The following is a 20,663-nucleotide window of genomic DNA, read 5'->3' on the forward strand; positions in this document are numbered from 1 at the left end:
CAGTTATGGAAACGCTACTGTATCTGGGGAAAATCAATGTTTGCTGGATCTTGTTTTATGCTTGTTACTGGCTGTTATTTCGTAAGAACACCTTCTTTCGCTGGAATCGTGCGTACCTTATTCTAACGCTGCTATTATCATTCATTTTACCACTTATTCAATTTCCAGAAACCAACGAGTCGGTTCCGGCTGCTGTTTTAAACTCTGTTAATGTCGTAACCAATTTTCCGGTTATCATATTAAAACCAAATATTACCCAGCCAACAATGGACTGGATGACCTTTATGTGGATCATTCCCTTACTAGGTTCTGCATTTATGCTGAACCGCCTGGGGAAAAGTTTTCGGGATTTATTCAGAATTATAAATCAGGGAGAACCGATATTTCTTGATGATTATACCTTGATATTATCGCCTTCCAAAAATATCGGTTCCTTCTCATTTTTGAAGTGGCTGGTCATCAATAAATTCGATTATGAAAATAATCCGGATGAAGTGATCAGACATGAGCTTGTTCATATCAAGCAATGGCATTCGCTTGATATCCTGCTCATTGAGCTTTTAAAAATTGCCTTTTGGTTCAACCCGGTAATTTGGTTTTATAAAAATGCCTTACAGGAAATTCATGAATTCCTGGCGGACGAAGAAGCGCCAAACCGCGATCAATATGCCAGATTTCTGGTTTCCTATTCCTTATCAGTTCCGGTTGCTTCTCTGACCAACCACTTTTTCAATTCCTCTATTCTTAAATCCCGAATCCGGATGATTTATAAATATCGTAATTCAAGGTGGTTATTGGGCAAATATTTGATGGCCGTTCCGGTCTTGCTTCTGGCGGTCAGCCTTACAGCGGCGCGACAAGAAGTTTTTCAGGAAATGAAGCAGAAGATGGATTTCACTTCGCCAAGTATCATCGATACGAAAACAGATACGGATTCAATTTTCACATCTGGGAGGATTAAACCTGAAAAGAATGAAGCAACTGTTACCATAGAGGGCGACGTGATCCGAAAATCCGGCGCAGGAATTGCCGGTGCAAATATCTTTATTCAGGAATCTAAACTTTCAACTACAACTGATCCACTCGGCCATTTCAAACTTTCAGAAATTCCTGTGGGAAGTGTCATGACTGTCAGGTATGTAGGCTACACTGCACATTCTTTTGTAGTTAAAAAATCGGAAAGCAATTATGTCGTTACGCTGGAAAAAGGAATAAATGAGCTGAGCGGGCCAACTTTTATCGGCCGTCAAAATCTTGAAAAACTTCATGAACAAGAAAATAAACGAAGAGAAACTTCAACAGCACTTTCCTCAATTACAGAGCGTCAGCCAGAATTTCCAGGTGGGCATGAAGCCATGCTGGCCTATATTCAAAATAATATCAAATATCCTGAGGAAGCGATGGGCATAAGTGTCGATGGCGTTGCTTTGGTCTCATTCGTCGTGAACCGATACGGAGAAATACGCCAGCCAAAATTGGTCAAAGAAATAGGTTACGGAATTGATGAAGAAGCCATTCGTGTGGTATTAAATATGCCAAAATGGGAACCAGCGCGGCAAAATGGGAAACCGGTGTCGATGGAATACACTTTATCGATTCACTTTAAACTTGAAAGAGATGATAAACAAGAAACACGTCAAGGTTTTATGAACTACAATAAAGCTGATATTGAAAAAAATAGTCAGTTGGACAAAAAATCAGTTTTGGCTGGTATGCAGGATGTCAATAAATTCTTTTCCAATAAAACGGACTTCGCAGAAAATGATAAACCCAAACTTCAAACACCGGATTCTAACCTGGGAAAATACCGTTATTCGTTAAGCAAAAAACAAACAAAACTTTATCACTTTGTTGAAGGAAAGTAGATCATTTTAATCTGATGAAATGTTGAATTACGTGCCCTGAGAAAAATTTCTCGGGGTATTTTTATTTGCTTTCTGCTCAAATCCTTTTCATTTCAATATTTTTGTCAGCATTCTTAAACTGATAACTATGTCACTCCTTAAAGCCGCGATCATTGGCGGCGGCCATATTGCAGATCAAAATCATATTCCTGCTTTAAAAAAATTAGCAGATCAGATTCAGATTATAGCGGTTTGTGGGCGGGATATTGCTAAAGCATGGGCATTGGCTGAAAAACATAACATACCGCATGCCTTTGACAACCCGGAAGAGTTATATAAAAACGGAGATCCGGATCTGATCATTAATTGCACACCGAACAATCTGCATTATGAATACACCATGCAGGCACTGGAAAACGGCTGTCACGTATTTTGTGAAAAACCGCCGGCAATGACAGCTGCGGAAGCGAGGGAAATGGCTGACCTGGCAAAAGAAAACGGGAAAATTCTGGCATATAATTTTCAGCGACGGCAGACTTCCGAATATTTGCTTTTGAAAAAATATTTTGAGCAAGGACAACTTGGTGAGGTCTATCATATAAAAGCCAATTATCTGCGCAGACGCGGTATTCCGGGCTGGGGAAATTTCACGAATAAAACCATTCAGGGCGGTGGCGCGCTGATTGATCTTGGCGTTCATATCCTGGACCTGGCACTCGGCTTGATGGATTATGAAAAACCGGAAAAGATTGTCGCCAATATCCACAGTTTTATTGGCAGAACGGGAGGTAAAGGTTTAAAGGGACAATGGGATCCTGAAAAATTTGACGTGGAAGATGCTTGTTTTGCATACCTGACCTTTTCCGGTAACAAAAGCATTGCGCTTTCCTGTTCTTTTGCCTTGAATCAAAAAGAGGAAGAAATAATAAATCTGGAAGTTTTTGGGAGCAAAGCTGGTATTATGTTAAAACCGTTTTCCATCCATACAGAAGCTGCAGGCGAACTTGCCGACATTAACTTTCCGCATTTGGAAGACGTCGATACACAACTTAAAAATACAGAAGCTTTCATCAATGCTGTTTTGGGAAAAGAAAGCAATATAGCAACGGCGGAAGAAGGTGCGATTTTACAGGAGATTATTGAAAATATTTACCTGAGCGCAAGGCAGTAATATTTATGTTACAAAAAAGAAAGCACTGACATCAACTGGATATCAGTGCTTTCTTTTTTTGTAATAAGCGATTATTTGGCAGTTGCCATAACCATTTTTATATCTTGTTTTGCTCCAAGTTCAAGCACATCCACAAGATCCTGAACAGCCAGATTTTTATCGACACGAAGTACGATCGTCCGGTCTTCAACACCTGTAAAAAGCTCCTGGAGTTTCATTTCCAGCTGCTCAAATGCATAAGGCTCTTTATCAATATAATAAACCTTTTTGTCATCGATCGACAATGTAATTTGTTTTTTGTACATCTGCTGGGTTGCTGACGCTTTCGGTAACATCAGCTTGATCACGTTCGGATTTGACATCGTTGAGATAATCAAAAAGAACAGCAGAAGAAAAAACATAATATCGTTGAGCGAGCTCGTAAAAACCTCGGGGGCAAACCGACTCTTTCGACGTATTTTCATATACTAATTTTCAATGAGTGAGTAATAGACCGGGTCGCCGGTGCGATGAGTGTATGCTTCCGCAGTTCATCCATTTAAGTATCTTATTTAGACGAAACCGGCTTTTGCAATACATCCAGAAAATCCGAAGCAGCCATCTGAAGTCTCAAAGCAAAACGGTCAATTTTCATATTCAGGATGTGATAACCAGCGTAAGCGATCAAACCGATGATCAGACCTGAGCCTGATGTGATCATTTTTTCGTACATCCCACCAGCAATGGTACTGATGTTAAAATCATTTGACATCGAGATATCGTAGAAAATTTTGATAATACCCGAAATCGTACCCACGAAACCAAGCATAGGGGCAATACCGGCGATTACCCCAAGATATGGCAGGTTTCCTTCCATGCGCTGTATTTCGATCTGACTGGCATTTTCAATGCTCGTCTCAATATCTTTGATCGGATAGCCAATACGACCGATCGCACGCTCAAATATTCGGCCGGCAGCGTTTTGCTGGTTGCGGCACAGCGACTCGGCAGACTTTAAATTGCCTTGTTGAATAAAATCTTTTACGTTACCCACAAACTGGCTTTCGATTTTTCCGTTTGATCCAATACCCATCCAACGCTCGATAATAATAAATAATGTTGCTATGAACAATATCCCAAGCGGGAACATTACCCAGCCTCCTTTTGCAAGAAGGTCAATAACAGAGAGCCCTTGAGTAGCGGCGGGTGCAGCCAAAGTAGAGTCAGCAAGTGCTTGTAGAAGCATCATATTAATGGTAAAAAGTGAATGTTTAAGCTTTTGTAACTGAGGTCAGGCCAGTAAAAAACAACCTTGACAATAAACGGAGCAAATTGCACCTTATTGTTTAAAGGGCAAAGATAGAAAAATTACTCTATGGGGAATAGTCATCCGTCTTTTACATTATTGCTATATTCAAATTAATCGAATAATTATAAAGTCGCCAGGTTGGATTTGCTGGCATCCATGCAGCCAGCCTATATAAATTTCCGGATAAGTAAATTATTCGGCAACTAACATTCTAAGGAATATACCTTTAACAAGATAGCAAATCCAAAAATTCATAGCCTTTAACGTTCGAAAAACCAGGAATTATGAAAGACAAGCACAACCATTCCATATTTATTATTGTCCTTTGATATGAAACATTTTCCAACTCAACAATGAAAAAACTTTTACCCCTCCTGTTTATCATTTTAGTCTTGTATGGATGCACAGATTGCGGTCCTCAGCAGGAATTATCTGTGAGTATCAGGTTCGATAGAACCAAAGACTCTCTATATCTAAACCAGATCCATGCCATAGGCGCGCTGGATCAAAAAGCATTTAAAGAACAAACGGAATACTTCAACAAGTATCAGGAATTTTCATTTGCAGGCCTACCCATTTCGTTACTTGCCGATAGTACGACTTACGTATTCGAGTTCAATAACCGAACCGACACGCTGACTCTTTTCTACCAGCGGGATTTCTATTACAAAGAAAATTGTGGGTTTGTGGTCGACACGAAACGACCTACCAGGCCAGAAGAGAGCAAATCCACTTTCAGCGAGGTAGAGGTATTTTATGATTCTTACCTGAAAAAAAATATTACTTTAACCAGTGCGGAGGGAGGAGGTGGAATTAGCCTGAATATAACTTTATGAAAACTATACTGTCCTTCCTTATACTATGCCTGGTTTGGATTAATGCCAATGCTCAGAAGATTTATTCTACTCCGTTTTATGTTGGTCTTGATGTTGTGAAAGGGTTACCGTCCTATGTATTTCCTGACAAATATTTTATTAGAAAAACGGTTATTATCGAGCCATACGTTCGGTTCAACAGACAGAAGCCCCGAAGAAGTATACTTTTAAGTGCTGGTTTTGCCAATGGCAGCTCCAAAGTTGATACATCTCTGCAAATACATTCTCATCAATTTCAGGGAGTTTATTTTAAAATGGCTTTCGAGGCAACTAACCGCCGAAGACCGCTTGGTGTTGGTGTTGGCCCCATGCTCTCTATCGCTGGTTTCAAGGGTAACTATCAAATAAAAGGCCCAACCTTCGGAGATTATCATGGCAGTTTACATATAAAAGATATTCTGGCTTATGGGGCGGAAGGATATGTGGCTTATGATCTGACACTTAACAAAAAATTGTCACTTCGTTTTCTCATTAGAAATACGATCGCCATACGCACGGGAGCAGATTTTTCGCCTGACTATTTTCCCGGCATAGGTTATACAAAGGATATGTCGATGTATATGCTTTCAGGCGGCTTTTCGACCCAGCTATTTTTCAGATGTAAATAATAAACTTAAATGGAGTTTTTTATTTAAAGGAGTTAAGATACTGGTAGAGATAATTTTGACAACAGGAGTGACTTTTTGGTAGTGTACTTGTCTAAACTTCCAAAACAAACATCATTCATTCCCTTTCTCTCTCAAAATTATGAACTACGACCTAATCAAGGCTCAGATCATTGCCACGGCATCAGAGTATGGCGGCAAAATTTTACTCGCAATCCTTGTCCTTATCATCGGGAGAATTGTCATTGGAAAAATTACTTCGATGGTCAGCGCACTTATGGATCGAAGGCATGTGGACCGGGATGTTCAGCCATTTCTTAATTCCCTGATCAGTGTGATGCTGAACGTAATGCTTCTTCTTAGTATTGCCGGGATTTTAGGAATCCAGACTACGTCGTTCGTTGCAGTGCTTGGTGCGGCCAGTTTGGCTGTTGGGTTTGCCCTGCAAGGCAGTCTTGCAAACTTCGCGGGTGGCGTTTTAATCCTGATTTTTAAGCCATACCGGGTAGGCGACCTGATCAATGCGCAAGGCTTTACAGGCGTAGTGGAAGCCATTCAAATTTTCAATACCATTTTAGTTACCGTCGATAACAAACAATCATTCTTCCAAACGGAGCTTTATCTACTGCACCGATCACCAATATTTCAGGTAAAGGAAAAATTAGAGTGGATATGGTTTTTGCAGCAGGCAGCCAAAACGGTGTTGATGCGATCAGAGCTTCAATCAGAAAAGTTACAAACGCTTGCCCAACTGCTCTACAAGACGTTGAACATGATATTTTAGTTACAAAACTAACTGAAAATGCAATTTTCTTCGACGTGCGTGTCTGGACTTTGAGTGAAAATTATTGGGATACCTATTATTATGTAAACGAAGGAATTAGCAAACAATATGCAGTTGACGGCATTGGGGCGCCAAAACCAGCAGAGCTTAGTGTTGCACTAAAACAATAATATTTCAACAAACACTTCATAAAAATCGAATAAAAATAAGGAGTATAGGGGGCAACTTTCCTGTACTCCTCTTTTTATTTATACCTTTGTGAATTATTTCAATTCAAGTTCCGATCTCATCCATACCAATTTATGTTTGAAAACTTACAGGATAAGCTAAACAATGCCTTTCGTACTTTAAAAGGGAAGGATCGCATTTCCGATATAAACGTTGCCGCTACTACAAAAGAGGTTCGCAAAGCGTTGGTAGATGCCGACGTAAACTTTAAGATTGCAAAAGATATTACAGACCGGATCCGCGAAAAAGCGCTGGACCGTAAAATATTAATATCCGTAGAACCGGGCCAGATGTTCGTCAAAATTGTTCAGGAAGAATTGACTGAACTTATGGGCGGACAGGCAGAAGGGATTAACATCAAAGGAGATCCTGCTGTTATCCTGATCGCAGGTCTGCAAGGTTCCGGTAAAACGACTTTCTCCGGAAAACTATCTGCATTACTGAAAAAACAAGGAAGACAAGTGCTTCTGGTAGCTTGTGACGTGTACCGTCCTGCTGCGATTGATCAGCTGAAAGTACTTGGTGAGCAGGTTGGTGTTGAAGTTTATTCAGAGCCTGATAATAAAAGTGCGGTTCAAATTGCAACCAATGCCGTTGCACACGCACGGAAAATTGGCAAGAAAATTGTCATCGTCGATACCGCCGGTCGTTTGGCTGTGGATGAGGTGATGATGCAGGAGGTTGAGGATATCAAATCTGCCGTAAAACCTTCTGAAATTCTGTTTGTTGTGGATTCCATGACAGGTCAGGATGCAGTGAATACTGCCAAAACTTTCAACGAACGTCTGAATTTTGATGGGGTAGTACTTACGAAATTAGATGGTGATGCACGTGGTGGAGCTGCACTTTCGATTCGTCAGATTGTTGACAAGCCGATCAAATACATCAGTACAGGAGAAAAAATGGAAGCCCTTGATTCCTTCTATCCTGATCGTATGGCGAGCAGGATCCTGGGTATGGGTGACGTTATTTCTTTGGTTGAACGTGCGCAGCAGGCGTTTGACGAAGATGAAGCGAAACGCATCAACGCAAAAATGCGCCAGAATAAATTTGATTTTGACGACTTTTTGGGCCAGCTTCAGCAGATCAAGAAAATGGGTAATGTGAAAGATCTGATCGGTATGATTCCTGGTATGGGAACGGCCATGAAAGATGTCAACATTGACAATGAATCGTTCAAACCGATCGAAGCCATCATTCAGTCGATGACGAAAAAGGAGCGTGAAAATCCGGATATGATTGACGGGAGCCGTAAAAAACGTATTGCAACAGGTAGCGGAACTTCAATTTTGCAGGTGAATAACCTATTGAAACAATTTGATGAAATGCGTAAGATGATGAAGAAAATGAATACGATGCAGGCAGCAGGAAAAATGAGTAAAGCACTTCGCCGCTAATTTTCTTGAAACCTGAGTGCAGTATACTTTTCAACATTAACTTATTCATGAAACGATTTTTAATACTGCTCGTATTTTTTTTGATCTGCGGCCGTGAAGGATTAAAGGCGCAAGGTTCCGTTGGTTATTATCCCTGGAGTAATCTTCTGAGCATAAGCACAAATCCCAGAAAGATATTCTGGGTTGACGGGCGTTTTCAAACAAACTCACTTTTCAGCAGTTTGAGTGTTGATGTGCTTCCCATGATTAATTTAAAAAGGGGCGAAATCACGCAATGGTATGTTGGCGGCGGCGTTCGCTTAAATCCATTGTATCGCATTGCAGATTCAAAAGCAGACCTGGTGACTGTAGACGGCTATTCTTTGAATGTTGGAGTCAGGATTAAACCTCTACCCCAAAACCGAAATATTCAGCTTGCACTTGAATTAAATCCATACGTCAAAGATAAGTTTGACAGCGGTGTTTTGAAAAGTCATTTTGGTGTAATTTACGTTTTCACAAAAAAGAAGAAGAATACTGAGGATATAGCTCAGTAAGGATAGATAAAGCGAAAAGCCGGAATGGATCACTTCATTCCGGCTTTTCGCTTTTATGAATAATGGCAAATTAATTACCGCCCCTACCCGCCTTGTATGCGTCATACTCGGCAAGAAGTTTGGCAACATCATCCGCGCCGTCAAATTCAAGATTTTCTTCTTTGATTACATAATTCATCTTATTTTTTTCGTCCGAAAGCACTTTCAGGAAACTGCTTCGATCTTTCAGTTGAATCGGCGACAATTTGTTTCCTTTCAGAATAAATAAAGATTCATCAGCCTTCGCGCTTCCTGATTTTTTATAATGTTTTAAAAGTTTCGTATTTCCATCGTAAAGTACCTCATAAAAACTCTGATCTGTTAAACCGGCCGCTGCCGGGAAACCTCGTTTGAAGGTATATAGCGCGGTGCCGGTTGGAATGTTGAATTCCGTAATTTCTGGTCCGAGTACAAAAGCACTTGAATCGTTTTTATAAATAATCTCATCTTTCACGAGGTCATAATTTAACAGAACGCCATCATACGGCTTTCCTGCCTTATCTCTAACCAAACCGCGATACCATTCCTTTGTTAGATAGGGCGAGTTCGAACTTGTGTCTTCAGATATTTTTAAAGGAGTGCCAGTTAGGCCGGTTGAGTCCTGAGCTGCTGCGTTGATCCCAAAAAGCAAACATGCGACAAACAGAAGCTTGTGAAAATTTTTCATGATGTGATTTAGTTTATAAAGTAATTTTTGGTTTAATCCTTTTGATGTTATAGATTCCCTACCATCTTTGTGTACTTTTGCCAAAAAAATTGTACCTGCGCTTTTGAACCTGAACGAACAACTCATCCATATACGCCAAAGCCTGGGAGGAATTGCTCCTGAGATTTTTTTGGCCGCGTTTTTTTGTTTTTTTCTATTTTCAGAATTGATTTTATTTAAACAATTCGAAAAGAAGAAAGCGTCATTCTGGCTTCAAAACCTGGCGTTGGCGGGAAGTCTGGTGGCACTGGTAATGGTGTTAGGACAATGGAATGAAAAAGCCGCGTTTAGGTTTTATCCCTTATTATTTCTTGATCATCAGGCAGTCTTCTTTAAACTTTTAGTCATCATAGCCTGGATTTTCACCCTGATCCACGTCAGAGTTTTAAAATACGATTTTCCTCCTGAATTTAATGCAATACTCATTGCTACCGTAGCAGGTCTGAATCTGCTGACGATGTCCACGCATTTGCTGACCATTTATTTATCACTTGAATTGATATCTATTAGCAGTTACCTGCTCGTATCGATTTCGCCATACAGAAAAGCAGCCGAAGGGAGCTTGAAGTATCTACTTTTTGGCACGGCCAGCTCTGCGATTATGCTGTATGGAATTTCGCTGATTTATGGCCTGACAGGTACCATGGATATCACGAATAACGCGATGACGGCTGGATTGTTGAATAATTCAAACCTGATAATTACCACCACAATTGTATTGACACTTGCAGGAGCACTTTTTAAATTATCGTTGGTCCCATTCCACGTTTGGACGCCGGATGTCTACGAAGGCTCTCCTACGCCACTGGTTTCATTTTTGTCCGTTGCCCCCAAGGCAGCGGTAATTCTTGTTTTGATGCGACTCGCTTCTGTGCTGCCTGCCCAATATTTTCCGATTTTGGGGGGAATCGCTTTAATCAGTATAACCATGGGAAATGCCGCAGCTTTATGGCAGACAAATGCTCGTCGATTATTGGCATATTCTTCCATCGCGCAAGCTGGTTACCTTGTAATAGGTGTTGCTGCATACAGCCGTTTTGGCTTTGAAACAGCCACTTTTTATACCGCATCCTATGTTGTAATCAATATGGCATCATTCTTTTTGATAGATCTTTTACAACCAAAAGCCACAACAGAATTGTCTGCTTTTGAAGGATTAGGCAAAAAAAACATCTGGGTTTCAGGCGTGTTGACTGTGATCATGATAGCACTGGCCGGCCTTCCCCCAACGGTTGGATTTACTGCAAAATGGCTGGTCTTTTCGGCACTTTGGGACAGCTATCACGATCAGGGTTTCCCATGGATGCTTTGGTTGTTAATTGGCGGGATTTTAAATGCTGCTGTTGCACTCGCCTATTATCTGAGACTTCCCTATCTATTGTTTTTCAAAAATGTCAACGAAGCGGCCAGCGAAACAAACAATGGTATGACAGGAAAAGTGGTCGCAGGAATTTTACTTGCAGCGGTGCTATTATTATTCTTCAATCCGGAGTGGATAATGGGTTGGATTTCAGCTTTTTGACGCTAATAATCCTAGTAACAATTAATCTGCTTTCTGCTTATTGAGCAAATTTTCCGGGATAGGATGTTGTTTCAGGAATTCAATCGCATTTTGCTTTTTTTGCAAAAAAATGGATCGTTATAAATATCAGGAATTTCTCTACTTACCTTAATTTTAGGTGGAGTGATCGTAGTTTTACTAGCTATAGATTTCATAATAAATTTCTTTGATTCACTAAATTAATCATTTTTGATAACAAAAAAGATTCATAATTTATCCCCTTTTCAAAAAATCCCCATCGATTATCAACATACCCTAATATTTGATAAGTATACGATATTTCTTCCAAAATAAGAGAAATACCAATTTGATAAACGCGCGTTCGAACGTTGGTACTTCCTTTGGCAAAGATTATAGCATTTGGGTAATCTTCAATAAAGTCCTTTACAGCAAGTGCAACCGTAGCTAACACCTTTTGTTTATCCTGGTTATTTGAAACAACTAAGTCATCCATTTGTTCCGTCAATTCATTCCAATCACCAAAAGCAAGATTGTATAAATTGTTTTAAAGATCAATTGCTTGAAAATGAATAATCTTTTATATTTTTCCTTTTGGCCCATCACTAATAAATTGATAAACAAACGGATCATGATCCTTTAATAAAAAGTAACCTTTTGCATTCATTTCGTGTGTGTGTGTGTAATAAATTTTGAGGAAAAATAATGCAATTTTACTTATCAACCGCCCTCACCTTAAACCCATCTTTCCTCAACAAAGCAATAACACCTTTCTCCCCACCCAGATGCGCAGCACCAACGGCAATAAATGTTGGCTTTTCATGCGTCATTTTATCGATGCGGTTAATCCAGTTTTGATTGCGCTGAAAAAGCATCACTTCATCCTGTCCGTCCATTCCAAATTCGCTTTTTAAGGTAAGATTGTATAGTCCTTGTAGATCCTCTTGTTTATATAACCCCACCAGCTCACGAAACTCTTTTTTGGTTTCAGGTAATTTGTCAATCATATTTACAAGCATTTCGGCCTGCCGGTCGTAAGGAATTGTGTCAAAAATAGCCATTTGCTCCTCAATACTTTCCAGTCCTATGATCTCTGATTTTTGACTATTCGCTAATCCCATCAAAGAGATTTCATAAGACTGAGGCTCGCAGCCGAGGATTTTGTTAAACATAGGCCCCATTATCATGAAGGGTTTTGCACGACTGAGCATTGAAATATCCATTTTTAGCGAGTCATTATAAAACTGTTTCAAATGGTCATATTCTTTTTCAGAAAGAATATCCGTCAGTTTTTTATCCCCAGCCATAAACATTGTTTTCGTCATGGCTGCCATCAGTCCGGGATCATCCATATCGATTTCGAGGGCTAATTGCTCGGTTTTTGCAATCGAATTTTTCAATTGCTGACTTAAACTAAAATCAGTGGGACAAATAAGATGTATGGTACCAAAAAGGTAAGACGGCTTTGTGAGCCTGTTGCCGGAAATTTCCCACAACAATGATTTTTCTTTCGGCGCTCTCTGGGCAAAAACAGTATTTGTCAGCGCGAACAGGCAAAGAATTAAGGAAACAATTTTCATAGCATATCTCATATTTATCATTTCAATTACAGCTATAAACGAAGAGACGCAAAGTTTTGGTTATTCCTTGCGTCTCTTGGTTTTATGATTTTGGTAAATTATTCCTTGTGGCTGTCGACCTTGATGCGCTCTTCGCGATTAACAAGTTCCCATGCAGTATAAAATACCAATTTTACGATCGGTGCCTGCTTTTCAAAAAGGATTTTTTCAACATCATCGCCAGGGCGGTGATAATCTTCGTGAACCCCTGTAAAATAGAAAATCACAGGAATATTTTTCTTTGCAAAATTGTAATGATCAGAACGATAATAGAACCGGTTTGGATCTTTGGGATCGTTAAAAGTATAATCAAGTTTATAGCTGATATATTTTTTGTTCGCCTCTTCACTGATCGCGTGCAGTTCAGACGACAATTTATCAGCACCGATTACATAAACATATTTCGGATCATTTTTGTGTGCATCATCCACACGACCAATCATGTCAATATTTAGATTTGCGATTGTGTTCGCCAAAGGAAGCAGTGGATTTTCAGAATAATATTCCGAACCAAAAAGTCCTTTCTCTTCACCGGTCACATTCAGGAACAGTATGCTTCTGCGCGGACCTTTTCCATCTGCTTTTGCTTTACTGAACGCCTCTGCAATTTCAATGATCGAAACCGTGCCGGAACCATCATCATCAGCACCATTGTTAATCTCACCGTTTGCAGATATGCCAATATGATCCAAGTGAGCTGATATTACCAGAACCTCGTCCTTTTTATCAGAACCTTCCATGAAACCGGCAACATTTTCCGTTTCTATAATTTCACTTACGCGTTCAACACGAAAAGCAACAGAACCGGTAGAAGTTTTGGTTAAAGGCTTGCCGGTTTTGTCAAGATCAGCCTTGATTTTAGTCAATTTCTGCGTCGAAGTCTTAAGTAAAGATGCCGCCATCTCATTTGTCAAAACAAATGACGCTACACCATTAGGAGATTCCTGAACCGGTTTCAAAGTCGGAGCACTGAAACGTCTTGACATGACTGCACGCTGGCGAATTTCTTTATCCAGATCTTCACCGCTTTTATCGGTTATGATAAAAACATATTTTGCTCCTTTCGCCAATGCAAGTTTTGCTTTCTGCTGCCAGGAAACCGGACCACTCCATTTCGTCTTTTCCGAAGTCCCGCTTAACAAATATTTACCGTCTCCGGATTTTGGCTCTCCTTCAAAAATAAGCACCGACTTACCCTTTACGTCAAGATTTGCATAATCGTTATAAGAAGACTCCTCAATTCCATATCCCGCTAAAACAACGGAAGTTTCCATTTCATCAGGGACATTCAACAATCCGTTCAGATAAAAATCTTTGTTAAACTCATATTTCTTACCTTCAATTTTCACATAAACATCTCCAAAGCTGCGTTTGTAAAGTTTGTATTTCTGAAGATATGATTTTGTTCCGTCGCCATTGTCAGCGATGGGTTGTAAACCATACGATTTGAAATATTTTGAAACATATTCAGCAGCTTTCTTCTGCCCGGGCGATCCGGTATCGCGCCCTTCCAAACTATCCGATGCGATGATTACCAGATGTTTTTTAAGGTCCTCAGGCGTTATACTTCCTGCATATTTTGTCGCATCATCCTGCGCATAACTCAATGTTGTGAGCGTCAGGAACATTCCTGCGAGTATGTTTTTATTCATGGTAAAACTAAAAATGAAAAATAATATCTGCAAAGAAAACAAAGACGCCTGCGAAAGCCAAATTCTTGTTATGCTTATGAATTTTTAATTATTTTATTGTGTAACTTACCTTAGGTTTTCAATATTAACGACCTCATCTAATAAGTAGCATTTAATTGAACATTGCAATGGAAAGCTATATCACAGACATTGGTTTTAAACGTAATCAAATCGTTAAAGAAATCATTTCATTTGTTAGTCTTAATCTGGATTGGGATGGATATAGTGCCTTACCTCTTGAGGTTGAAAGTGCTGCGAACGCAATTTTAATTACTAATCATCTTTCAGATTCAGCACTATCGAAAATATTTGCTTTGTATCCAAACCCGCATGGAACCATCACCATCGATTGGGAAAATAATTCGGGCGAAATCATATCTCTGGAAGTAGGAAACACATCTTTTTCATATTATATCAAAATTGAATCAAGTCAGCCCTCGTTCTTTAATAATATAAAATTTGGAGAATTAGAACTCGACGAATTTGCAAAACGTGTTCAATCCAATTTAAGTCGCTGATGGCGCAAATACCAAATTTAATTGACAATAATGAGACAATTGTAAGAATCATTTTTTCTCCGATCAATGTTCGGTTCTCCAAGGACAACAAAAAATATGTTCTTCCAAATGCTTTCAAATCACCGGCTGGTTTAGATGAAGTATCGGTTATACGCTTGAATTATTCAAATGTTGAGTTTTGTAAAAATCACGGTTTTCAAAACCAAAAGCCGCAAGACAAGCGAAAGTATTTCGGAATTGCAACGATTAGTGCAGAACAGATTAAAAATGCTTCGGCAAACATAATTAGCACGCCAAAAAGAAAAAATCCTGCTCACGCAGATATAAAAATTGGCTATACTCCCATAAAAGGAGAGCCTTTGCCATCAGAATACAAGTTTAAAATTGATGAGTTAGCCAGAAGGTCCATTTTGTACGAAGATATAATTCCAGAATCACAAACATGGAATGGCCCTGAGATAAAAATGTATTGAATGAACAAGTTTGGTCGTTTAAAATATTATGACGATGGATTTTTCTTCATCGAAACTCCAAAATAGTATCCAATTAATATTTACTTACACTTTTTGCACTTCTCTCAGTCTAAACGCCGTTTTTGAATTGATAACAATAAAATAATTGTAAATTACTGTTATTCAGCCAAAAAACTACGTATCTTTGCACCTTATTTCAGAAAGTTCAGCAAGAACACAGCATAGCGGCGAGCCAGGGGGCACCTATTACTGTGCCTGCTGTTAACCGTAAACAATTGACTCATAAAACAATGCAATCCATTCGTAACATCGCAATCATTGCGCACGTTGACCACGGCAAAACAACATTGGTCGACAAAATCATTCATGCTTCAAAGCTTTTTCGTGAAAACCAGGAATTCGGCGATCTGATTCTTGATAATAATGATCTTGAACGCGAACGTGGAATTACTATCGTTTCGAAAAACGTTTCGGTTCGTTACAAAGACTACAAAATCAATGTTATTGACACACCAGGTCACGCCGATTTTGGTGGTGAAGTGGAACGTGTACTTAAAATGGCTGACGGTGTTTTGTTACTCGTGGATGCATTTGAAGGTCCTATGCCTCAAACGCGTTTCGTTTTATCAAAAGCGATTCAGCTTGGTTTGAAACCTATTGTTGTTGTTAACAAAGTTGATAAAGAAAACTGCCGCCCTGAAGAAGTTCAGGAAAACGTTTTTGATTTGATGTTCAACTTGGGTGCAACTGAAGACCAACTTGACTTTACAACCGTTTACGGTTCGTCAAAACAAGGCTGGATGGGCCCGGACTGGAGAACTCCTACGGACAACATCACTTTCTTGCTGGATACTATTATTGAACAAATTCCTGCTGCCATTATCCACCCGGGTACTCCGCAAATGCAAATTACGTCTCTTGACTATAATGCATTCGTTGGTCGTATCGCGATTGGACGTGTTTTGCGCGGAACTTTGAAAGAAGGTGCTCCGATGACGCTTTGTAAAGCTGACGGCGTTTTCAAAAAAGTGAAAATTAAAGAACTTCAGGTTTTTGAAGGTCTTGGAAGAGTGAAAGTAACCGAAGTTGAAGCTGGTGATATTTGCGCAGTTACAGGTATTGAAGATTTCGAAATCGGAGATACTTTGGCTGATGCTGAAAACCCGGAAGCACTTCCACGTATTTCTGTTGATGAACCAACGCTGAACATGTTGTTCACAATCAACAACTCTCCTTTCTACGGTAAGGAAGGTAAGTTTGTAACATCTCGTCACTTACGTGATCGTTTGATGAAAGAAACTGAGAAAAACCTTGCACTTCGTGTTGAATCAACAGATACTGAAGATAAATTCCTTGTATTTGGCCGTGGTATTCTTCACTTGTCAGTTTTGATCGAAACGATGCGTCGTGAAGGTTATGAACTACAAGTTGGACAGCCTCAGGTTCTTTTCAAAACTGACGATAACGGACAACGTCTTGAACCAATCGAAACATTGGTTGTAGACGTCCCTGAATCATCTGCTGGTAAAGTAATCGAATTGGCTACACAACGTAAGGGTGAGCTTTTGATTATGGAACCAAAAGGTGATTTGCAGCATTTGGAATTCGAAATTCCTTCTCGTGGTTTGATCGGTCTGCGTTCTAACGTATTGACTGCAACACAGGGAGAAGCTGTAATGACACACCGTTTCAAGAGCTTCGAACCATTCCGCGGACCAATTCCAGGCCGTAACAGTGGATCGATTATCTCTAAAAACACGGGTGCTGCAACAGGTTACACTATTGATAAATTACAGGATCGCGGTCGTTTCTTCGTTGAACCAGGTGAAGAAATTTACACTGGCCAGGTAATTGGAGAACATACTCGTCCAAATGATATCGTAGTAAACTTGCAAGAAGCGAAGAAATTGACCAACATGCGTGCTTCTGGTACGGATGACGGACTTCGTATCGTTCCTAAAATTAATTTCTCTCTGGAGGAATCAATGGAATATATCCAGAAAGACGAATATCTTGAAGTTACTCCGCAAAGCATGCGTATGCGGAAAATATACCTTGAAGAAAACGATCGTAAACGTTTCGGTGCAAAAATCGAAATGGTTTAGTCAGATCGTTGGATCAAAATTTTTGGTAAGAAAAGGAGCACAAATTGTGCTCCTTTTTTTTGTATTTTTTTGATTCTTATTTTTCCTGAAAATCATATAAAATATTTGGGCGAGAGCTGTTATACAGCGGCTTCCTTTCAACAATCAGAAATATTATAAAACAATATTTTTTCTTAAAAATTTTATACAATTTCAAGAAAGAACGTCCAATTAATTTAATATGTTGAAAAGACGTATGTTTGCATATACAAAAAATATATATTCATTAACATACTTGATATCAGATATTTAATTAGCAATCAAAATGGCGTACATAGAACCTGCTCCGATCAAGGATAAAGAAAATCCATTGGAGTCCATGATGCATAGATTTGACAAGGCGGTAGAACTTCTGGGAATTTCTGACGAGATGTACCACATTCTAAAAGTGCCGCGTAAACAAGTCACCGTAGGAATTCCTGTCACTATGGATTCCGGCAAAATAAAAGTCTTTGAAGGTTATCGAGTAATACATTCTACAATACTTGGCCCAAGTAAAGGCGGAATTCGTTTTGATCCGGATGTGAATCTTGATGAAGTTAGAGCACTTGCTGCCTGGATGACCTGGAAATGTGCCGTTGTTGATATTCCTTATGGTGGTGCAAAAGGCGGTGTCGCTTGTAATCCACGAGAAATGTCTGCCGGCGAAATGGAGCGTTTGATGCGAGGTTACACGATGGCTTTGCTTGATGTTTTTGGTCCGGACCAGGATATTCCGGCACCGGATATGGGAACGGGACAACGTGAAATGGCATGGCTGATGGATGAATATTCCAAAGCAAAAGGAATGACCATACCTGCCGTAGTAACTGGAAAACCTTTGGTCTTAGGAGGATCTTTGGGACGTACTGAAGCGACGGGTCGTGGCGTGATGGTTTCGGCGTTAGCTGGTATGGAAAAATTGAGAATTAATCCCTACCGGGCAACTGCTGTTGTGCAGGGATTTGGAAATGTTGGCTCACATGCCGCTTCCCTCCTTCGCGAACGTGGTGTGAGTATTCATGCGATCAGCGATATTTCAGGAGCCTATTATAATGATAAAGGTATTGACATTACGGCCGCCATCGCCTACCGGGATCAGAACAACGGTTCTCTGGACGGCTTTGCCGGTGCTGAATTAATTTCGGGTGATGATCTGTTTTCAATTGCAGTGGACGTTCTGGTTCCGGCTGCGAAAGAAGATGTGATTACCCGCAGAAATGTTGAAAGTATCCAGGCCAAAATGATTGTGGAGGGTGCAAATGGCCCGACTTCATTCAAGGCCGATGATATAATCAACGATAAAGGAATTATGGTTGTCCCGGATATTCTGGCCAACGCCGGCGGCGTAACTGTTTCGTATTTTGAATGGGTGCAAAACCGTATCGGCTACAAATGGACGCTGGAACGCGTGAACCGCAGAACGGACCGTATCATGAAAGATGCATTTGACCATGTCTATGAAGTTTCACTAAAATACAAAGTATCACTTCGGATTGCGGCTTATATTGTTGCCATCGATAAAGTTTCCAGTACCTATAAGTTCCGTGGAGGATTCTGAGGTTATTTTAAAGAAACAAAAAACGGAGAAAGTTGGCCTTTCTCCGTTTTTTGTTTTAAATCCATATTACCCCAATATTAATTCAGTATGATCCTGTCAGCAAATCTATATTCATTCCTTTGATAATGTTAACTTTACCTTTTAATTAAAACATCCTTGTCGCACAGCAGAACTTACGTGTTCTGTTGCGGAATGTCTATTTTTTTGTATGTCGCTAAGTCCCCGTTTCATTGCCCTGATACTGGCATTTCTTATTTCTCTGATCACCGCAACCTTTCTGGCTTTTGTAGAAGGGGTTGACCGCAGTATGCTTTTCGTAGCAGCCATCGCATGTTTCGTTTCCAGCTTCTTTTTGGTGCTTTATACAATCGATATCATCGTTTTCCGGGAAGTGAATAAAATGTACCGTACGATTCACAAGCTTAAAATGAAGGATTTCAACATGGTTCCGCGCAAGCGGCTGATCCGTGAATCAAATCCCTTAAAAACGCTTAATGATGAGATCTTTGTTTATGTTACTAAAAAACAAAAGGAAATAGATGAGTTGAAAAAGCTGGAATTGTTCCGAAGAGAATTTCTGGCTGACGTATCCCACGAATTTAAAACACCGATTTTCGCTGCGCAGGGCTTTATCCACACCTTGCTTGATGGTGCTATGGAGGATGAAAATGTTCGTGAAAGGTTTTTGAGAAAGGCTGCCAGAAATCTTGACAGCCTTGATGTCCTCGTGAAAGATCTGCTCGTACTTTCACAAATGGAAACCGGGGACATTAAAATGAATATTGAACCAGTAGACATTTTACAACTGAGCCTTAATATTTTTGGCAGGCTCGAAAACATTGCAGAAGACCGCAATGTTACGCTGAAAGTAAAACCAGACGACCTCAAAGAAGTTTGGGTAAAAGCAGACCAGGACCGTATCCAGCAGGTGATGTTAAACCTGATTGAAAATGCAATTAAATATGGCAATGACGGCGGAAAGGTCATTGTTCATTTTAATTCTGGCAAAAAATATGTTGAAATTTCGGTGCGCGACAATGGTCCGGGAATACCTCCGGAACATTTAACCCGTATTTTTGAACGCTTTTACCGCGTAGATAAAAGCCGGTCTAAGGAACGTGGCGGCACAGGTTTAGGACTGGCAATTGTGAAGCATATCATCAATGCCCATGGAACAAAAATCGCTGTCATGTCCAAACCGGATAAGGGAACCACGTTTACGTTCAAACTTGAAAAAGTTTTTCAGGGCACACATTCCGAAAATGAGGAATCATTAACCTCCCAGGTGAGTTTATAAATAACAAATAACCATAAATAAGAAAACATGTTTGTACACAACGTATTTTTTTGGCTTAAAGATAAAGAGAATGAAGAAGCAAAAAGTGCACTTCTGGCTGGTATAAAGTCGTTGGAGGCTATCGAATCGATAAAGTCGGTTTACATTGGACCTCCCGCTTCAACCCGCAGACCTGTCATTGATGCAAGTTATGACTTCGCTGAGATTCTTATTTTTGACGACGAAGCAGGTCATGATGTTTACCAGGTTCACCCACTTCACAAAAAATTTGTTGAAGAGTGCGCACACCTTTGGGAAAAGGTTGTAATCTACGATGTAGAAGCTTAACAAATATTCACAAAAAAGATATCCACAAGTTATCCACATTTACAATGTGGATAACTTGTGGA

The 20,663-nt window shown here is 39.9% G+C and carries 20 protein-coding genes and 1 pseudogene; 15 read left to right on the top strand and 6 right to left on the bottom strand.

Features of this window, described 5'->3' with window-relative positions:
- Nucleotides 1-5 precede the first annotated feature (5 nt).
- Nucleotides 6-1,865 (top strand): TonB family protein, encoded by a 1,860-nt coding sequence (locus AC1XUO_RS17025; RefSeq protein ID WP_483330973.1) that lies wholly within the window; start codon nucleotides 6-8, stop codon nucleotides 1,863-1,865.
- Nucleotides 1,866-1,992: 127 nt separating this feature from the next.
- The gene (locus AC1XUO_RS17030) at nucleotides 1,993-3,015 is read left to right on the top strand and encodes a Gfo/Idh/MocA family protein (RefSeq protein WP_483330974.1); all 1,023 of its coding nucleotides are present in this window, start codon (nucleotides 1,993-1,995) and stop codon (nucleotides 3,013-3,015) included.
- Nucleotides 3,016-3,086: 71 nt separating this feature from the next.
- Here the strand turns inward: AC1XUO_RS17030 and AC1XUO_RS17035 are convergent, their stop codons facing one another.
- Nucleotides 3,087-3,479, bottom strand: coding sequence for an ExbD/TolR family protein (locus AC1XUO_RS17035; protein WP_235152428.1), 393 nt, complete (start codon nucleotides 3,477-3,479; stop codon nucleotides 3,087-3,089).
- Nucleotides 3,480-3,562: 83 nt separating this feature from the next.
- A complete protein-coding gene (locus AC1XUO_RS17040) occupies nucleotides 3,563-4,243 on the bottom strand; it encodes a MotA/TolQ/ExbB proton channel family protein (protein ID WP_483330975.1) in 681 nt (226 codons plus the stop codon).
- Nucleotides 4,244-4,656: 413 nt separating this feature from the next.
- Between AC1XUO_RS17040 and AC1XUO_RS17045 the strand changes: the two genes are divergently transcribed.
- The 6 genes from AC1XUO_RS17045 to AC1XUO_RS17070 all read left to right on the top strand — a co-directional run bounded on the left by AC1XUO_RS17045 (nucleotide 4,657) and on the right by AC1XUO_RS17070 (nucleotide 8,728).
- Nucleotides 4,657-5,139 carry a hypothetical protein gene (locus AC1XUO_RS17045; RefSeq protein WP_483330976.1) on the top strand — a complete coding sequence of 161 codons (483 nt, stop codon included), beginning with the start codon at nucleotides 4,657-4,659 and terminating at the stop codon, nucleotides 5,137-5,139.
- A complete protein-coding gene (locus tag AC1XUO_RS17050) occupies nucleotides 5,136-5,786 on the top strand; it encodes a hypothetical protein (RefSeq protein WP_483330977.1) in 651 nt (216 codons plus the stop codon). Before AC1XUO_RS17045 ends, AC1XUO_RS17050 begins: the two co-directional genes overlap by 4 nt.
- Before the next feature lie 139 nt (nucleotides 5,787-5,925).
- The gene (locus AC1XUO_RS17055; protein ID WP_483330978.1) at nucleotides 5,926-6,567 is read left to right on the top strand and encodes a mechanosensitive ion channel family protein; all 642 of its coding nucleotides are present in this window, start codon (nucleotides 5,926-5,928) and stop codon (nucleotides 6,565-6,567) included.
- Nucleotides 6,456-6,737 (top strand): hypothetical protein, encoded by a 282-nt coding sequence (locus tag AC1XUO_RS17060; protein ID WP_483330979.1) that lies wholly within the window; start codon nucleotides 6,456-6,458, stop codon nucleotides 6,735-6,737. Before AC1XUO_RS17055 ends, AC1XUO_RS17060 begins: the two co-directional genes overlap by 112 nt.
- 132 nt (nucleotides 6,738-6,869) lie before the next feature.
- The gene (gene ffh, locus AC1XUO_RS17065) at nucleotides 6,870-8,192 is read left to right on the top strand and encodes a signal recognition particle protein (RefSeq protein WP_483330980.1); all 1,323 of its coding nucleotides are present in this window, start codon (nucleotides 6,870-6,872) and stop codon (nucleotides 8,190-8,192) included.
- Nucleotides 8,193-8,239: 47 nt separating this feature from the next.
- Entirely contained in the window at nucleotides 8,240-8,728 is a 489-nt protein-coding gene (locus tag AC1XUO_RS17070) for a hypothetical protein (RefSeq protein WP_483330981.1), read from the top strand.
- Between the two features lie 70 nt (nucleotides 8,729-8,798).
- Here the strand turns inward: AC1XUO_RS17070 and AC1XUO_RS17075 are convergent, their stop codons facing one another.
- Nucleotides 8,799-9,434, bottom strand: a complete 636-nt coding sequence (locus AC1XUO_RS17075; RefSeq protein ID WP_483330982.1) for a hypothetical protein — start codon at nucleotides 9,432-9,434, stop codon at nucleotides 8,799-8,801.
- A gap of 103 nt (nucleotides 9,435-9,537) precedes the next feature.
- Between AC1XUO_RS17075 and AC1XUO_RS17080 the strand changes: the two genes are divergently transcribed.
- Nucleotides 9,538-10,995, top strand: coding sequence for an NADH-quinone oxidoreductase subunit N (locus tag AC1XUO_RS17080; RefSeq protein ID WP_483330983.1), 1,458 nt, complete (start codon nucleotides 9,538-9,540; stop codon nucleotides 10,993-10,995).
- A gap of 190 nt (nucleotides 10,996-11,185) precedes the next feature.
- On the opposite strand, the pseudogene AC1XUO_RS17085 reads toward AC1XUO_RS17080, so the two are convergent.
- The 3 genes and pseudogenes from AC1XUO_RS17085 to AC1XUO_RS17095 form a co-directional block, all read right to left on the bottom strand.
- A pseudogene (locus AC1XUO_RS17085) lies at nucleotides 11,186-11,527 on the bottom strand (DUF6934 family protein); the annotation flags it as partial.
- A gap of 178 nt (nucleotides 11,528-11,705) precedes the next feature.
- Complete coding sequence (locus AC1XUO_RS17090; RefSeq protein ID WP_483330984.1) at nucleotides 11,706-12,572, bottom strand: TraB/GumN family protein; 867 nt, start codon at nucleotides 12,570-12,572, stop codon at nucleotides 11,706-11,708.
- Between the two features lie 98 nt (nucleotides 12,573-12,670).
- The gene (locus AC1XUO_RS17095; RefSeq protein ID WP_483330985.1) at nucleotides 12,671-14,263 is read right to left on the bottom strand and encodes a M28 family peptidase; all 1,593 of its coding nucleotides are present in this window, start codon (nucleotides 14,261-14,263) and stop codon (nucleotides 12,671-12,673) included.
- 167 nt (nucleotides 14,264-14,430) lie between these two features.
- Here AC1XUO_RS17095 and AC1XUO_RS17100 point away from each other — a divergent pair, with 167 nt between their 5' ends.
- The 6 genes from AC1XUO_RS17100 (at nucleotide 14,431) to AC1XUO_RS17125 (ending at nucleotide 20,601) form a co-directional block, all read left to right on the top strand.
- The gene (locus AC1XUO_RS17100; RefSeq protein WP_483330986.1) at nucleotides 14,431-14,820 is read left to right on the top strand and encodes a hypothetical protein; all 390 of its coding nucleotides are present in this window, start codon (nucleotides 14,431-14,433) and stop codon (nucleotides 14,818-14,820) included.
- Nucleotides 14,820-15,293, top strand: coding sequence for a hypothetical protein (locus AC1XUO_RS17105; protein WP_483330987.1), 474 nt, complete (start codon nucleotides 14,820-14,822; stop codon nucleotides 15,291-15,293). Before AC1XUO_RS17100 ends, AC1XUO_RS17105 begins: the two co-directional genes overlap by 1 nt.
- A 290-nt stretch (nucleotides 15,294-15,583) precedes the next feature.
- Nucleotides 15,584-17,398, top strand: coding sequence for a translational GTPase TypA (typA, locus tag AC1XUO_RS17110; protein ID WP_483330988.1), 1,815 nt, complete (start codon nucleotides 15,584-15,586; stop codon nucleotides 17,396-17,398).
- Nucleotides 17,399-17,702: 304 nt separating this feature from the next.
- Nucleotides 17,703-18,977, top strand: coding sequence for a Glu/Leu/Phe/Val family dehydrogenase (locus tag AC1XUO_RS17115; RefSeq protein WP_483330989.1), 1,275 nt, complete (start codon nucleotides 17,703-17,705; stop codon nucleotides 18,975-18,977).
- Nucleotides 18,978-19,185: 208 nt separating this feature from the next.
- Entirely contained in the window at nucleotides 19,186-20,274 is a 1,089-nt protein-coding gene (locus AC1XUO_RS17120; RefSeq protein ID WP_483330990.1) for a sensor histidine kinase, read from the top strand.
- 27 nt (nucleotides 20,275-20,301) lie between these two features.
- On the top strand, nucleotides 20,302-20,601 hold the full coding sequence (locus AC1XUO_RS17125) for a Dabb family protein (RefSeq protein WP_235152411.1): 300 nt from the start codon (nucleotides 20,302-20,304) through the stop codon (nucleotides 20,599-20,601).
- The last annotated feature ends 62 nt before the right edge of the window (nucleotides 20,602-20,663 follow it).

Source organism: Dyadobacter sp. HNCC25DJ186, assembly GCF_056895235.1.

Coding starts and splice junctions, on each gene's coding strand:
- AC1XUO_RS17025 (WP_483330973.1), top strand. CDS start 6: ATGGAAACGCTACTGTATCTGGGGAAAATCAATGTTTGCTGGATCTTG.
- AC1XUO_RS17030 (WP_483330974.1), top strand. CDS start 1,993: ATGTCACTCCTTAAAGCCGCGATCATTGGCGGCGGCCATATTGCAGAT.
- AC1XUO_RS17035 (WP_235152428.1), bottom strand. CDS start 3,479: ATGAAAATACGTCGAAAGAGTCGGTTTGCCCCCGAGGTTTTTACGAGC.
- AC1XUO_RS17040 (WP_483330975.1), bottom strand. CDS start 4,243: ATGATGCTTCTACAAGCACTTGCTGACTCTACTTTGGCTGCACCCGCC.
- AC1XUO_RS17045 (WP_483330976.1), top strand. CDS start 4,657: ATGAAAAAACTTTTACCCCTCCTGTTTATCATTTTAGTCTTGTATGGA.
- AC1XUO_RS17050 (WP_483330977.1), top strand. CDS start 5,136: ATGAAAACTATACTGTCCTTCCTTATACTATGCCTGGTTTGGATTAAT.
- AC1XUO_RS17055 (WP_483330978.1), top strand. CDS start 5,926: ATGAACTACGACCTAATCAAGGCTCAGATCATTGCCACGGCATCAGAG.
- AC1XUO_RS17060 (WP_483330979.1), top strand. CDS start 6,456: ATGGTTTTTGCAGCAGGCAGCCAAAACGGTGTTGATGCGATCAGAGCT.
- ffh (WP_483330980.1), top strand. CDS start 6,870: ATGTTTGAAAACTTACAGGATAAGCTAAACAATGCCTTTCGTACTTTA.
- AC1XUO_RS17070 (WP_483330981.1), top strand. CDS start 8,240: ATGAAACGATTTTTAATACTGCTCGTATTTTTTTTGATCTGCGGCCGT.
- AC1XUO_RS17075 (WP_483330982.1), bottom strand. CDS start 9,434: ATGAAAAATTTTCACAAGCTTCTGTTTGTCGCATGTTTGCTTTTTGGG.
- AC1XUO_RS17090 (WP_483330984.1), bottom strand. CDS start 12,572: ATGAAAATTGTTTCCTTAATTCTTTGCCTGTTCGCGCTGACAAATACT.
- AC1XUO_RS17095 (WP_483330985.1), bottom strand. CDS start 14,263: ATGAATAAAAACATACTCGCAGGAATGTTCCTGACGCTCACAACATTG.
- AC1XUO_RS17100 (WP_483330986.1), top strand. CDS start 14,431: ATGGAAAGCTATATCACAGACATTGGTTTTAAACGTAATCAAATCGTT.
- AC1XUO_RS17105 (WP_483330987.1), top strand. CDS start 14,820: ATGGCGCAAATACCAAATTTAATTGACAATAATGAGACAATTGTAAGA.
- typA (WP_483330988.1), top strand. CDS start 15,584: ATGCAATCCATTCGTAACATCGCAATCATTGCGCACGTTGACCACGGC.
- AC1XUO_RS17115 (WP_483330989.1), top strand. CDS start 17,703: ATGGCGTACATAGAACCTGCTCCGATCAAGGATAAAGAAAATCCATTG.
- AC1XUO_RS17120 (WP_483330990.1), top strand. CDS start 19,186: ATGTCGCTAAGTCCCCGTTTCATTGCCCTGATACTGGCATTTCTTATT.
- AC1XUO_RS17125 (WP_235152411.1), top strand. CDS start 20,302: ATGTTTGTACACAACGTATTTTTTTGGCTTAAAGATAAAGAGAATGAA.